Origin of the sequence: Pedobacter rhizosphaerae, from assembly GCF_900111155.1 — a bacterium.
Lineage (GTDB): Bacteria > Bacteroidota > Bacteroidia > Sphingobacteriales > Sphingobacteriaceae > Pedobacter > Pedobacter rhizosphaerae.
Genome location: NZ_FOGG01000001.1, coordinates 234,886 through 250,485 on the forward strand (window position 1 = coordinate 234,886; position 15,600 = coordinate 250,485).

The 15,600-nt window shown below is 41.4% G+C and carries 9 protein-coding genes; all 9 read left to right on the top strand.

Annotated features, from left to right (window positions below; all coding sequences use genetic code 11):
* Positions 1-791: 791 nt before the first annotated feature.
* Positions 792-2,207 carry a tRNA (N6-isopentenyl adenosine(37)-C2)-methylthiotransferase MiaB gene (gene miaB / locus BMX11_RS01030; protein WP_090880004.1) on the top strand — a complete coding sequence of 472 codons (1,416 nt, stop codon included), beginning with the start codon at positions 792-794 and terminating at the stop codon, positions 2,205-2,207.
* 142 nt (positions 2,208-2,349) lie between these two features.
* Complete coding sequence (locus BMX11_RS01035; protein ID WP_090880006.1) at positions 2,350-3,585, top strand: sigma-54 interaction domain-containing protein; 1,236 nt, start codon at positions 2,350-2,352, stop codon at positions 3,583-3,585.
* Between the two features lie 19 nt (positions 3,586-3,604).
* Entirely contained in the window at positions 3,605-4,105 is a 501-nt protein-coding gene (locus BMX11_RS01040) for an LptE family protein (protein WP_090880008.1), read from the top strand.
* Positions 4,106-4,230: 125 nt separating this feature from the next.
* The gene (locus tag BMX11_RS01045; protein ID WP_090880011.1) at positions 4,231-5,277 is read left to right on the top strand and encodes a hypothetical protein; all 1,047 of its coding nucleotides are present in this window, start codon (positions 4,231-4,233) and stop codon (positions 5,275-5,277) included.
* A 13-nt stretch (positions 5,278-5,290) separates the two neighbouring features.
* Complete coding sequence (gene secG, locus BMX11_RS01050; protein ID WP_090880014.1) at positions 5,291-5,650, top strand: preprotein translocase subunit SecG; 360 nt, start codon at positions 5,291-5,293, stop codon at positions 5,648-5,650.
* A 575-nt stretch (positions 5,651-6,225) separates the two neighbouring features.
* Complete coding sequence (locus tag BMX11_RS01055) at positions 6,226-6,516, top strand: co-chaperone GroES (RefSeq protein ID WP_090880017.1); 291 nt, start codon at positions 6,226-6,228, stop codon at positions 6,514-6,516.
* Positions 6,517-6,689: 173 nt separating this feature from the next.
* Positions 6,690-8,327 (top strand): chaperonin GroEL, encoded by a 1,638-nt coding sequence (gene groL, locus BMX11_RS01060; RefSeq protein ID WP_090880020.1) that lies wholly within the window; start codon positions 6,690-6,692, stop codon positions 8,325-8,327.
* 299 nt (positions 8,328-8,626) lie between these two features.
* Positions 8,627-14,560 carry a PKD domain-containing protein gene (locus BMX11_RS01065; RefSeq protein ID WP_090880022.1) on the top strand — a complete coding sequence of 1,978 codons (5,934 nt, stop codon included), beginning with the start codon at positions 8,627-8,629 and terminating at the stop codon, positions 14,558-14,560.
* Positions 14,557-15,579, top strand: a complete 1,023-nt coding sequence (locus BMX11_RS01070) for a PorP/SprF family type IX secretion system membrane protein (RefSeq protein ID WP_090880025.1) — start codon at positions 14,557-14,559, stop codon at positions 15,577-15,579. The genes BMX11_RS01065 and BMX11_RS01070 overlap by 4 nt, the downstream gene beginning before the upstream one ends.
* Positions 15,580-15,600: the final 21 nt, after the last annotated feature.

A 15,600-nucleotide genomic window follows, 5' to 3' on the forward strand; every position in this document is an offset into this window, starting at 1 on the left:
GGTTTGTTTTTCTTGGATAGCTTTCTCTTAGATGAACTTAGGAGGTGACTATTTGTTGTGAGTTATGTGTTGCGGATCATGATGTTTAAACTAATTAGCCACGGAAACACGGAATACACGGAGGGGAAATTGGGGAATTTTGGTACTGATCTTAGGTTCCTTAGATGCCTAAGGTGGTTGGATTTGTTGTGAGTTACGGGTTGCGGGTTATGGGGCATGATGCTTAAGTTTCTCTGTGAAATACTTGGTGGGCTTTGTGGTTGAAAAGTGGTAAGTTATAAGTTATAAGTCTGGGCGAATAACTAAGGTGCCTAAGGCGGCTTAAATGGTTACGGGTTGCGTGTTTTGGGTTGTGGGGCTGGAAGCATAACTGAGCTGCCTGAGGTGGTAAAATATGTAAGATAGTTTGATGGAAGATGGACTCTTTTTCTCTGTGAAATACTTGGTGGGCTTTGTGGTTGAAAAGTGGTAAGTTATAAGTTATAAGTCTGGGCGAATAACTAAGGTGCCTAAGGCGGCTTAAATGGTTACGGGTTGCGTGTTTTGGGTTGTGGGGCTGGAAGCATAACTGAGCTGCATGAGGTGGTAAAATATGTAAGATAGTTTGATGGAAGATGGACTCTTTTTCTCTGTGAAAAACTTGGTGTTCTCCGTGGTTAAACGTGCCGCGCTCACTAATTTGCTTAAATCTATTCAAAATAATCAAAGTGTAAACATTTCAACTAAATATGTCAATTTGTCACTTTTAATTAAATTTATGTATTTTTGCAATCCCAAAATCTTTTTATGAAATGTTAGATTTACAAGTACAGGATAAAACGCACGATGAGGCTAGACAAGGAGAGGCTTTAATTATAGAAACGCCTCAAAAAGCAGATGCCCGTAAATTATATATTGAGAGTTATGGTTGTGCGATGAATTTTGCAGATAGCGAAATTGTAGCTTCTATTCTTTCTGAAACTGGTTTTGAAACCACTGGCGATTATCACCAGGCAGATGTTATATTTATCAACACCTGCTCGATTCGCGAAAATGCAGAAACGCGCGTAAGAAATCGCCTGTCGCAGTTTGGTGTAGAAAAACGCCGTAACCCGAAATTAATTGTTGGGGTTTTAGGCTGTATGGCAGAGCGTTTAAAATCTAAATTTTTAGAAGAAGAACGTTTGGTTGACGTGGTTGTTGGCCCGGATGCTTACCGTGATCTTCCTAACTTAATTGAACAGGTAGAGGAAGGCCATAAAGCGGTTAACGTTTTATTGTCGAGAGAGGAAACTTACGCAGATATTAGTCCGGTACGTTTAAACAGCAATGGCATCACTGCCTTTATTTCGATCACCCGTGGTTGTAATAATATGTGTTCATTCTGTGTGGTGCCATTTACCCGCGGACGAGAGCGTAGCCGTGATGCACATTCTATTGTGGAAGAGGCCAAGAGCTTGTTTGCAGGGGGATATCGTGAAGTAACATTACTGGGGCAAAATGTCGATTCTTACACCTGGAAATCAGAAGATGAAACAGAAACGGTAAACTTCGCCCAGTTGTTGGAAATGGTGGCTTTGGTTGATCCATTGTTGAGGGTTCGTTTCTCTACATCACATCCTAAAGACATTACCGATGAGGTTTTATACACCATCGCCAAATACGATAACATTTGTAACTATATTCACCTGCCTGTACAATCGGGAAATACCCGTGTATTGGAGTTGATGAACCGTACCTATACACGTGAGTGGTATATCAACAGAATTGATGCAATTCGGAATATTATTCCTAACTGCGCTATTTCTACAGATATCATCGCAGGGTTCTGCACTGAAACGGAAGAAGAACACCTGGAAACTTTAAGCATGATGGATTATGTGCAATATGATTTTGCGTATAATTTCACCTATTCTGAGCGTCCGGGTACTTTGGCTGCCAGAAAACTTGAAGATGACATTCCTGAGGATGTGAAAAAACGCCGCTTAGCTGAAATTTTGGCGAAGCAACAAGAACATTCTTTAATGCGTTTACAAGAGTGGGTGGGTAAAACTATTCATGTATTGATTGAAGGAACATCTAAAAAATCTGACAAAGACTATTGCGGTAGGGGAGACAGCGGTGCTATGGTAGTATTTCCTGCCATTGATGGCGTTAAACCTGGCCAATATGCAGATATTTTAATAGAGAAATGTACTTCAGCTACTTTAATCGGTAAAATCATCTAGTTGCAGGTGGTAAGTAATAAGTTACTTAGCCAGTACCTAACACCATTTGATCGAAAATAGAAAGCTACAAACCAGATTTAGGCATTTAGGCTTATAACTTACAACTTATAAGTCTTTACTGCAACCCATAACACAATAAGGAATGGATACACAAAATATAAAACAGCGTTTCGGAATTATTGGCAACTCGCCATTATTAAACCGTGCTATTGATATTGCCAGCCAGGTTGCGCCTACAGACATGTCGGTATTAATAACCGGAGAGAGTGGGAGTGGTAAAGAGGTTTTTTCGCATATTATCCATCAGCTAAGTGCCCGTAAACATGGTGCTTTCATTGCCGTAAACTGTGGCGCTATACCAGAGGGTACAATAGATTCAGAATTGTTTGGGCACGAGAAAGGCTCTTTTACCGGTGCGCACGAAGCGAGAAAAGGTTATTTTGAAGTAGCCAATGGCGGAACCATTTTCTTAGATGAAGTGGCCGAGCTCCCTTTGGGTACACAAGCCCGCTTACTGAGGATTTTAGAAAGTGGTGAATACCTTCGCGTAGGATCATCTAAAGTGCAGAAAACCGATGTAAGGATTATTGCCGCAACAAACGTTGATGTATATAACCGCGTTAAAAACGGTAAATTCAGAGAAGATTTATACTACAGATTAAATACAGTTCCTTTACGTATACCGCCTCTGCACGAGCGTAAAGAAGATATTTATCTTTTATTTAGAAAGTTCGCAGCAGATTTTAGCGATAAATACCGCAGTCCGGGCTTACAATTGGAGCCAGATGCGATTCAGATTTTAACCAACTACAGCTGGCCGGGTAACGTGCGCCAATTGAAAAATATTGCCGAGCAGATTTGCGTGCTGGAGAAAGACCGTAACGTAACAGGTCAGGCTATTTTAAACTATATCCCCAACGAAGCCGGAAGTAATTTGCCAATGGCGATCAATTCCACATCAAAGGAAGATTTTACAGAAAGAGATATTTTGTATAAAGTGCTTTTTGATATGAAGAAGGATATGGTGGAGCTTAAAAAGCTGGTGGCAGAAATTATTCAGCATGGCGGCAATACCGCTACGGTGCTGGCCGATAATCCACAGTATATTAACCAACTTTACCGGGATGTAGAGTTGCCGGTTGGCCAGGAGCATGCCTTTACCATTCAACAACCGACACCTAACAACAACAATAGCAACAACGATTACTTTGCGCATGATGCAGAGGAGGTAGAAGAATCTTTGTCGCTGGTAGATAAAGAGTCGGATTTGATTAAAAAAGCACTGAAAAAGCACAAGGGCAAGCGCAAATTTGCTGCGCAGGAACTGGGTATTTCAGAACGTACGCTCTATAGAAAAATTAAAGAGTTAAATTTATAAGTACTGGCCAACTAGGTTTATGAAGATTAAGTTATTTGGATTACTGATTATTGCTGCACTAAGCTCTTGCGCTTATTCTTTCGGAGGAGCCTCCATCCCTGCAGAAATGAAAACGGTAACCGTTCGGATATTTGAAAATAATGCCCCTTTGGTGGTGCCTACATTGAGCAATCAATTTACAGAAGCGGTAAAAACCCGAATCAGGAACCAGACGCGTTTAAGCATTACACCAAATGAGGGACAAGCTGTTTTTGAAGGGAGAATTACAGGCTACGATATTAAACCTATTGCGCTACAATCTAACAGTATGCCTACCGCTGCAGGAAACCGCTTAACCATTACAGTTGCGGTAAAGTTTACCAATACCTTAGATAGTAAAGGTAGTTTTGAAGAAAGCTTTACCCGTTACTACGATTTCTTAAACGGGGCATCTATTCAGTCGCTTTTACCTGCGGCGATAGAAAACATCAATAAACAGTTAACAGAAGATATATTTAACAGGGCATTTGCTCAGTGGTAGTTGTAGCTGTATTGAGCTGATTAATTTGAGCTTAACTGCACATTTTTCCGTTCGGCCGTTCACAACCTGAAACTAAACTTTTCAAAAACCACCTACATTTTTTAACTTAGCAGCAAACCGTAAAAATGGATAACAAACAGCTTTTGGCAGATTTACTCTCACAACCGGGCAAGGTTTCGCCAGAGCATGTGCCTTTTTTGCAAGAAATGCTGCAGCAATATCCATTTGCACAACCCATTCATCAATTATTGGCGAAGGCCGATGCACAATTTGTTCCGAAGGCAGCACTTTACAGTACAGGAGCTTCTTTATACCATATTTTGCAAACTACATTTACCCCTGAGGAGGTGGAAGTAGAAGCAGAACCTTTAATGGTTGAAGAAAAGGAGGCAGATGAGCAAGAGGTTTTTGAAGAGATTACAGAACATCAACCGGAAATACAAAATACTGCTCAGCCTGTAAATACAGAAGCGCCTAACCCTATTCCGGGAGTGGATAGCCAGCTGGTTGATTTACCTGCACAGGATGATTCTTTTATTGAAAGCGCAGCGGCGATTGATTTCTTTGCCTTTGAAGAAAAGGAAGAGCTGATTACCGTGCCGGCAGCACCTTTAATTGAAACCATTGTTCCTGATGAGCCGGAAGTTAATTTTGTTTCCAAGTATGATGATGACCAGTTGCCCTACACTTTTTTGTGGTGGCTGGCCAAGACCCGTAAGGAGCATGAGCAAATTTTTCAGCCTTATGCGCAACCGCGACCTGCTGTTGCCCGCAGACCAGAAAATAATCAGGTGCAAAATCAGGCTGAGTTTCAACAGCAATACGTAGAGCATATTTTTCATATTCAAACCCCATTTGAAGTAGCAGATCATTTGGCAGAATATCCTGTTGCTGATGCAAAAGATGCTAAGGGGGCAGAAATTATAGAAAGATTCTTAAAAGAAGACCCCACTATAAAGCCGCCAAAGCCAGAGCAGATTGATAATGAAAATAAGGCGAAGAAAAGCGCTGAAGATCACTACGACCTCGTTTCGGAAACACTGGCCAAAATTTATATCGAGCAAATGCTTTATCACAAGGCCATAGATACTTATAAAAAATTAAGTTTGAAATATCCAGAAAAAAGTGGTTACTTTGCCGACCTTATCCAATCTATAGAAAAGAAATTTTAAAACATATTTTACAATGGTAACCTTTTTAATCATTTTATTAATTATTGTATGTGTAGCCTTAGGCTTATTTGTATTGATACAAAACCCTAAAGGTGGCGGTTTAGCTGCTGGCGCTGGAAGTAGCAATATGTTCGGTGTACAACGTACAGGTGATGTTCTGGAAAAAGGCTCATGGATTTTGTTAACCCTAATTGTAGTGTTAACCTTAGGAATTACTACCGTTGCAAAAACAGGTGGTAGTGCTACAGCTGTTGGAAATTCAGCTATTCAAGAGCGTTTAGATAAAACACCTTCTCCATCTCCAATTGGTGGTGCGTTAAACAACAGTAAGCCTGCGGCACCTGCTCCAGCTGCTGATACAACAAAGAAATAGTCAATTTATTTTGATCAAATGAAAAGCTTTCCTCCAAAGGGAAAGCTTTTTTTGTTGGTTCATTAGTTCATTGGCTCATTGGCTCATTTGGTTCATTGGGAAGTAACATCGCCAGCCTGAGGTGGGTGGGTAAGGATTAGCCGTCGATTCGAGGACAGTACAAGTTCTGCTGTCATCATTCTCGCACATGCGGGAATCTTAATGCCATCCCTGGTGCTTTAGATGGACAAGTATCTCACCGCCTTACATTAACCTGTACCTCCTTGAATAAAACCAGGCGAGTTATGATCGCCATTGCACTTTCTGGTTTAAAAAGATTAGCCACGGAAGCACAGAATACACGGAAAATTTAAATCTTTTTGCTTTGGGGCTTAAAAGCCTGATTTTGTACTTCAACGAACCAAAATCTAATTTTTACTCTGCCAAGCTGACACTTTAATTAATCTATATTCTACATTTGTTTATAAAATTGACAGAAGGGGTGAAAATTTGTCCCTGAAAACTACTTGGCACAAAAAGTGTTGTTTGACTGACTGTTAAAAAAAATTAAAACAATATATAAAATAATAAAAGTTATGGCATTAAACCTAAAACCAATTGCCGGCACATCGAACAGGGTAATTGTTGAACCCGCTGCGGCAGAAGAAAAAACTGCATCAGGTTTGTATATTCCTGATACTGCTAAAGAAAAACCATCTAAAGGAACTGTAGTTTCAGTTTCGGAAGAAGATTCTGAAGGGAAAAAACCAAGTGTTAAAGTTGGTGACGTAGTTTTATATGGTAAATATGGTGGTACCGAGCTTCCTTATAACGGTAAAGATTATTTAATCATGCGTGAAACTGATATCTACGCAATCGAAGCATAGAAATTAGTTTTGAAGACTGAATGCTCAAATGAGTATATCATTCGGTCTTAAAGGAAAACAATCAAAATAATTAATTAACAAATTGAATGCAGTATTAGGGTTTGGGAGGGTGCTTTTAGGAAAGTTGCTCATTCTATATTCTTTCATCCACGCATTCAAAATTAACAACAAACATGTCAAAACAAGTAAAATATAACGTAGAAGCACGTGACGCCCTGAAAAGAGGTGTTGATATTCTTGCAAATGCAGTAAAAGTAACTTTAGGCCCGAAAGGACGTAACGTAATTATCGATAAAAAATTCGGTTCACCAGCCATTACTAAAGATGGTGTTTCTGTTGCAAAAGAAATTGAATTAAAAGATGCAGTAGAGAACATGGGTGCTCAAATGGTTAAAGAAGTAGCTTCTAAAACAGCAGATATTGCTGGTGATGGTACTACAACTGCAACTGTATTGGCTCAGGCTATTATTACTACAGGTATTAAAAACGTTGCTGCAGGTGCAAATCCAATGGATTTAAAACGTGGTATCGATAAAGCAGTTACTGCAGTAGTTGAGAACTTAAAATCTCAATCTCAGGCAGTGGGTGAAGACAACAACAAAATTAAACAAGTTGCGTCTATCTCTGCTAACAACGATGAAGTAATCGGTTCGTTAATTGCCGAGGCAATGGGTAAAGTAGGTAAAGACGGTGTAATCACTGTTGAAGAAGCAAAAGGTACTGAAACTGAAGTGAAAACAGTAGAAGGTATGCAATTCGACAGAGGTTATTTATCTCCTTACTTTGTTACCAATGCAGATAAAATGGAAGCAGAGTTAGAAAACCCTTACATTTTAATCTACGACAAGAAAATCAGCAACATGAAAGAATTGTTGCCGGTATTGGAAAAACAAGTTCAAACTGGTAAACCACTTTTAATCATTGCAGAAGATTTAGATGGTGAAGCTTTAGCTACTTTGGTAGTAAACAAAATCCGTGGATCACTGAAAGTTGCTGCTGTTAAAGCTCCAGGTTTCGGCGATAGAAGAAAAGCGATGTTAGAAGATATCGCCATCTTAACTGGTGGAACGGTAATTTCTGAAGAAAGAGGTTATAAATTAGAGAATGCTGATTTATCTTATTTAGGTCAGGCAGAAAAAGTTGTAGTTGATAAAGACAACACAACAGTAATTAACGGTGCTGGTAATGCAGATGACATTAAAGCACGCGTAAACCAAATTAAATCTCAAATCGAAACGACTACATCGGATTACGATAAAGAAAAATTACAAGAGCGTTTGGCTAAATTAGCTGGCGGTGTTGCAGTTCTTTATGTAGGTGCAGCGAGTGAGGTTGAAATGAAAGAGAAAAAAGACCGTGTTGATGATGCTTTACATGCAACTCGTGCAGCTGTAGAAGAAGGTATTGTTGCTGGTGGTGGTGTAGCTTTCATCCGTGCCGTTGAAGCTTTAGCAGATCTTAAAGGTGCTAATGACGACGAGAACACAGGTATCCAGATTATCCGCAGAGCGATTGAAGAGCCATTGCGTCAAATTTGCGAAAACGCAGGTATTGAAGGTTCTATCGTAGTTCAAAAAGTTAAAGAAGGTAAAGCTGATTTCGGTTATAACGCACGTACTGATGTTTATGAAAACTTAATCGGTGCAGGTGTTATCGATCCTACAAAAGTGAGCCGTGTAGCTTTAGAGAACGCAGCTTCTATCGCAGCGATGTTATTAACAACTGAAGTAGTTTTAGCAGACGAGCCTGAAGAAGGTGGTGCTCCGGCAATGCCTCCAATGGGCGGCGGTGGTATGGGCGGTATGATGTAATACCTTCCGTTTAAAACACTTTCGTGTAAAATATTCCCTCAAGGTATAAAAGCTTTGAGGGTTTTTTTATGCCAAAAATTGCAGAAAATAGGGTTTTAGGTCGAGTTAACTGGTTCATTTAGTTTGGGTTGATGTAAAGTTTTAAGTGTGTAATGTAAAAATTACGTACTTTGTAGCTAGATATTTATTAGCGCGTATTATAGTGGGCTACTTACAGGTAGGTATACTATGGGGAGGTAGATTTTGCCAAACTAATCTGCTTTCCGGAAACGCAATAAAATGATTCCCTACTGTTATAGATGAAGAAGACCTGTTGTATAAGGAGATGGCCCTTTATTGCCCTATTTTTTGGGGTGCTTTTTTATGCATCTACCAGTTTCGCTCAAATTACGATTAATCCCATTGATATAGGGCCATTTACCCCTGGAAGCACGATTGGAGCCCCTTTTTCTATTGCAAATGGTTGCGCAGATCAAGGCAATCAATTTCAATTATACCTCTCTGATGAGAATGGAAATTTTGCTGCAGAAAAACTGATAGGTAGTTACACCGGTTTTTATAGTACTTATGTAAATGGTATTCTTCCTGCTGCCTCTGTTCCCGGAACAGGGTATAGGGTGAGGGTTAAATCTACCAATCCCGTTTCTGTGAGTAGTGTATCTAATGCTTTTGAAATTAAGGCTGGTACCGCTGTACAGGCTCAGTTAGGTTCAAGTCAGCTAAACCCAGCTAATGCCGAAACTTTTGGTACTTGTATTAGCAAAGCTGATAATCAGTTTTTTATTGAAAACCAATCTACATCAACGAGTACGGTTATGGCAACCATAACCGATGAAGTAAATCACAGCAGCACCACATTAAATTTCCCTGTAGCCATACAGAGCTTTACCGCCCAACAAGTGCATTATACCATTGTAGCTAAGGCTGTAATGCCCGATGGATCTGTAGGTACAAAAGCTTATCTTTTAATCAATAACAAAACGATAACCGCTTTTGGTACTTCTGGTAATAATGTGGTGTGTTTGCCTTTGGGGCAATTGGAGTTCAATGTGGATATTACTTCTGCGGCGGGTATTCAAAATAATTTCCCTGGCGATAGCTATACTATTAATTGGGGAGACAATAGTACTTCGGTTTATACGCTTTGCGAAATTGTTGCGCTAAACGGAAAGGTTAGCCATACTTACACCAGGTCCTCCTGTGGCAGTACCTCAGTGTCTAGTGCCGGTACAATCTACAATGCATTTGATGTGAGTATTAATGTTTCAAATGCCTTTTGCGGTAATGTGGGCACTCCGGTTTCCTCATCGGCAAAGGTGGTGGTTAAACCTATAAACTCTTTTTCTTTTGACACGCCTGGCTGTACCAATGTCAATATTACATTTACCAATACCTCTGTTTTAGGCGAAAATCCGAACACCAATACCCCAGGATGCGTGCCTAACGTAGTTACTTATAATTGGTTTGTAGATGGGGTACCTGTAAAGGTTAATCAGCCAAGATCTTATAACTTGGTTTACCCCTTTACTACGCATGGTGAACACACTATCCGCTTAGAATCTAACAGTAACGGTGCCTGTAATGCAGACCCGGTGGAGATGAAGATCTGTATCCAGGATCCGCCAAAGCCTGCTTTTACATTGCCCAGCACTACGGTTTGTACGCCAACCATACTGAAGCCTACAGATAACTCAATTATTGATAATATCTGTAATAACGATGCTACTTATAACTGGAGGGTTTCTCCGGCAGTTGCCTTTGTAAACGGAACGATCGCTGCGAGTAAGGAGCCAGAGTTTAATTTTACTGCACCAGGAATTTATACCATTGTTTTAAATATTTCTACTGCTTCTTGCGGTTTCGTGGCTTCTGCTCCGCAAACAGTAGTGGTAAATGCTACACCTGCAGCTACGCTTTCGGCTGATATTACTTTGTGTAATTTGGCTACTTACGATTTTAACAATACCACTTCGGGGCCGACACGGACTACTTTTTCGGGAACCTCACAAGAACTTGCCGATACTTATACCTGGAGCATTACTGCAGCGGCGGGAGGCACTTTTACCTTCACCGGAGGAACGAATGCCAACTCAAAATATCCCTCCATACAGTTTAATAACTACGATGAATATACCGTAACTGTTACCCATAAAAATAACTGCGGCACAGTAACTAAAACACAAAAATTAACTTTTTCATCTGCTCCCGTGGTAAATGCCGGACCAGATCAAACCATTTGTTATAACGATACGCAGTTTACTTTGGCAGGAAGCATTACCGGAACCACTACCAGTCAAAGCTGGATTGGTGGCGCAGGTATATTTACCCCCAACAGGAATACGCTCAATGCTGTTTATACGCCAACCGCTGCCGAAAAAACTGCAGGAAGTGTAAATCTTAGGCTGAGGGCGATTACAGGTTTATCGGGTGTTTGTGCGCAGGTAGATGACGAAGTGGTTTTGAAAATCCAGCCAGATATCAGCATTAAAAGCGCCCCATCTAAAATCATCTGTACAGGTAATACGGTTGCTTACACTCCAACTACATCGGTAACCGGCGTAACTTTTACCTGGACAGCCACTGGTTCTACCAATGCCACACGGTATTCGGCTTCGGGAACAGGAGATATAACCGAGGTGATTACGAACACGGATGCAACTGCAGATGCGACTGTAACTTATATCATTACGCCGCATAAGGATGGCTGTGATGGAACGCCTTTTACCTTTACGGTTACCATTACACCTAACCCAACGGCTTCTGCAGCGGCACCAAATTTAACTATCTGCAATAAAAACTCTGCGGCAATTACATTGTCCTCCAATTTAACGGGCGCAAGGTTTACTTACACCAGTAGCATAACGGGAAGCATAACCGGAAATTCAAACCGGACTACCGCAAGCGCCGGAACACAGATAAACGATGTTTTAACGAATTCTGGGACTACTGCGGGCTCAGTTACTTATACCATAACACCTTTTTCTGCCGGTGGATGCCCGGGTACGCCAACCACCATTACCATTACGGTTTTACCAAGTGCTACTTTAGCCAACGCAGGGGCAGATGAAGCCATTTGTAATGCCAGTACTTATACTTTAAATGGAAATGCCGCTGTGGTAGGCACTGGAAAATGGACCATTGTTACTGCCCCAACTGCGATCACTTTTGCCGATGATACCCAAAACAATACCCAGATTTCGGGTTTGCTACCTGGTAGCACCTATACCCTAAGGTGGACTATTGCCGATGCTGGTTGTAGCAACAGCAGTGATGATGTACAGATTACCGTTAACCCATTAAGTGTAGGCGGAACAACCACCGGCGATGTGGCCGTTTGTGCAGGAGCGAACGGAGGAAACATTTTCCTGGCTGGCGAGGTTGGTAATATCATCCGCTGGGAAAAATCAATTGATAACGGTACCACATGGGCAACAATTGTTTCAACAGCCAACCCTTATGTTTTTTCAAACTTAACCGTTAGCACGCAGTTTAGAGCAGTCGTACGAAGTGGTGCCTGCGCTGAAGCCTTGTCATCGGTGAGTACGGTTACCGTTAATCCGGGAACTGTTGTGGCCAATGCGGGTAGCGATCAAAGTTTATGCAGTGGCAGTGGCATCAGCTTAAGCGGCAATAACCCAGCGCCAAATACAGGTTTGTGGACATTGGTTTCGGCTCAAACTGGGGTGGTCATTACCGATGCTACACTGTATAATACTACTATTACTGGCCTTGTTCCGGGGCAAACGTATACTTTCAGGTGGACTATCTCTGGTTTTGCCTCTTGTCCACCTTCTTTTGATGAGGTAACCATTACTTATTATTCGCCGGTAACCAATAATATATCAGCCGCAGGAGCCCCAAGCTGTGCGGGGCAAAATGTAACCATTACTGGCGATGTACCCACAGGTGGAACGGGAACTTTTGCCTACCAATGGCAAAGCAGTCCGGATGGAACCACCTGGAGCAATGTGCTATCGGCTACCAATAAGGATTTAACCCTTGTGGTTACAGCACCTGCATTTTTCAGGCGATTGGTAAACAGCACCATTTGTACTTCAACCAGCAATGCTGTTCAGGTGACTGTACTGCCTGGCCTTGCCAATAATCAGATCTCTGCAGATCAAACCATTTGCCTGGGTGCTGCAGTTAGTCAGCTCGTAGGTACCCCACCAACGGGTGGAAATGGAACCTTTAGTTTTCAATGGCAAGCCAGCACCAATGCTACGGTTTGGACGGATATATTGGGAGCTACATCTGCAAATTATACCCCACCTATTCCAACGGCAACTGTTTACTACAGGCGATTGGTAAGCAGTGGACCTTGTGCAAGTAATATCAGCAACCCGGTTAAAATTACGGTTAACCCTCCTGCAAAAGCAGAATTGGTTTTTGTTGCTGATAAAGGCTGCGCACCATTCCGTTTGGCCGCTACCAATATATCGGCTACGCCATATCCAGATAGGAATGCGGTTTATACCTGGTTTGCCAACAATGTTCAAATTGGTACTGGAATCACTTTTCCGGGTTATACCATTGCTACCGACAATGAAAGTGTTGTGATCAAATTGGTTGTGACCAGTAGCTTGGGCTGTAATAGTGATGAAACCAGCCATATTTTTAGTACACAGCAAAATGTAACTGCGGCATACGCTCAAAATGTTACTGCTGGTTGCGGCCCCTTAAATGTTGCTTTTACCAATATTTCAAACTCCTTAACGGCCGCAACTTTTAAATGGAATTTTGGTAATGGCACTACTTCAAATCTCGCTCAACCTCCGGCAGTTACTTATCAGGCCGACCCTACGGGAAAGGATATTACTTATACCATCACGTTAGAAGCTACAACACCATGCGGCATTACTTCGCAAACCTCAACGGTATTGGTAAAGGGTAAACCTGTTTCCGTTTTCTCTCCAGATAAAACAACCGGGTGTTCGCCACTTGCGGTAACGTTCAGCAATACCTCTCCTGGAAATTACACCAGTTATACCTATGATTTTGGTGATGGTACACCTCCGTTAACGGTAACCGATAAAAATAGTGTAAGCCATACTTATACTACTTTGGCTGTGAGAGACTATATCGTGAAAATGACCGCAACTAATGAATGTGGAACTAATGAATCACAATATTCTATCCGGGTTTCGCCTAATGATATTACGCCAGAACTCGTAGTCAACAGCAATCAATTAAGAGGTTGTGCACCGTTAAAGGTCGATTTTTTTAACAATACCAAAGGTGCCAGTACTTTTGTATACGATTTTGGTGACGGAAGTACAACTGTAACCCATGCTGCTCCGGAAACAGTATCGCATACTTTTACGCAGCCGGGTAAATATACCATTACTTTATACGCTTCAAATAGCTGTTCTAATGCCTCTACTACCGAAACCGTTGAGGTGTTGGCTCAACCTACCGTAAGCTTTAGCGGAGATAAAACTGTGGGCTGCGATGGAGTAACAGTAAAGTTTAAAAATACCAGCTCAGGTGCCATTGGTTATGTTTGGGATTTTGGAGATGGCACACCAACTTCCAATGCCATAGAGCCTACCCATATCTTTAACGGGCCGGGTAAAAACTATTCGGTTACACTAACAGCAACCAATACTTTAGGCTGTACCAATAGCGTAACCCTAAACGAATATATCAATATTGCACTTCCACCTACGCCATCTTTTACGGTAAGTCCGGGAAATGAGCTTTCCATTCCGAATTATACTTTTGGCTTTAAAGATACCAGTGTTGGCGCGGTTAGCTGGGAATGGGATTTCGGCGATGGCGCTAAATCGACACTTCAAAATCCATCACATACCTATGCCAATGAGGGTGTATACAATGTAACGTTAAAAGTATTAAATAAAGAGGGCTGTCCGGCTATGGTTTTTCAATCGGTTAGGATTATTGGAGTGCCCGGTTATTTAAACCTGCCTAATTCTTTTATGCCTGCCAGCGCTAAAAATGAAATCAAAAATTTTAAAGCCAAAGGCCGTGGAATAAAGGAGTGGGATATGAAGGTGTTTAATAAATGGGGACAAGTACTTTGGGAAACCACCAAATTAGATGATGGATCTCCACAAGAAGGTTGGGATGGTACTTATAACGGTCAGGAACAACCGCAAGGAGTTTACTACTGGAAAATAGAGGTAAAGTTTATTAACGGAAGCGATTGGAAAGGGGTGTCGCTAGATTCATCACCACCAAGAAAAACCGGTGTAATATATTTAATAAGATGATGGGGAGAAGGATAATATTACTCATACTCGTGTGGTGGCTACCCTTAATCGGTGCCGCACAGGATCACATTTATTCGCAGTTTTACAATGCGCCGATTTATTTAAATCCTGCTTTAACGGGGCAGTTTGAAGGAGATATCAGGTTCAATGCCCTGTACAGAAATCAATGGACCGGTTTGGCAAGCGATTTTTCTTACATGACCGCTTCTGGCGATTTGAATCTGCATAATATTAATAGTGGTGTAGGTTTAATTTTCAATAGAAGCAGTGAGGGAACAGCCTATTTACTTAAAAATAATATTGCAGCAAGCTATTCTTACATCATAGGAGGGGATGATTTTGCGCTTTCTTTTGGTCTGCAAGGTGGTATTACCAATCAAAAACTCAATTGGGATAAGTTGGTTTTCGGCGATCAGATTGATATTTCTTCAGGATATATTCCCGGCAGTATTTCGGGGGCAGAAAGGCCAAGTGTAGATAGCCGTTACTATTTTGATGCCAACGCAGGCGCAAACCTGGTATATGGTAAATTTATGATTGGTGCAGCAGCACATCACCTGAACAAACCCGATGAATCGCTTTCTGGTTTTCAGGCTAAGCTACCCATGCGCATTTCGGCCAATGTGAGCTACCAGATCACCCTGATTCCCGATCAATATGATCGTGATGGTTCCTACCTGATTCCTTCCATCGTGGCCTATAAGCAAAAAAATGTCATGTCGTACAGCTTTGGTACGCAGTTTAAGTATAAAGGAGTTAATGCCGGGATTTGGTTCCGCAATGATGGAAATTCGAATGGGAACGATGCGGTTGTTTTCTCCGTGATCTTCGATATTTTTAATCGCCGTACCAATGGCGAAAAATTTAGATTGGGTATCAGCCATGATGCCACAACTTCTAAAATAAACTACAGCAATACAGGAGGAACCTCTGAAGTTGGTTTGGGCTACGAAAAATATTGGCCAAATAGTTCTAATGGTGGTAGGGCAAATGGCTTAAGATGTTATGATTTTTATTAATTTGCCTAAAACTTAGATAAG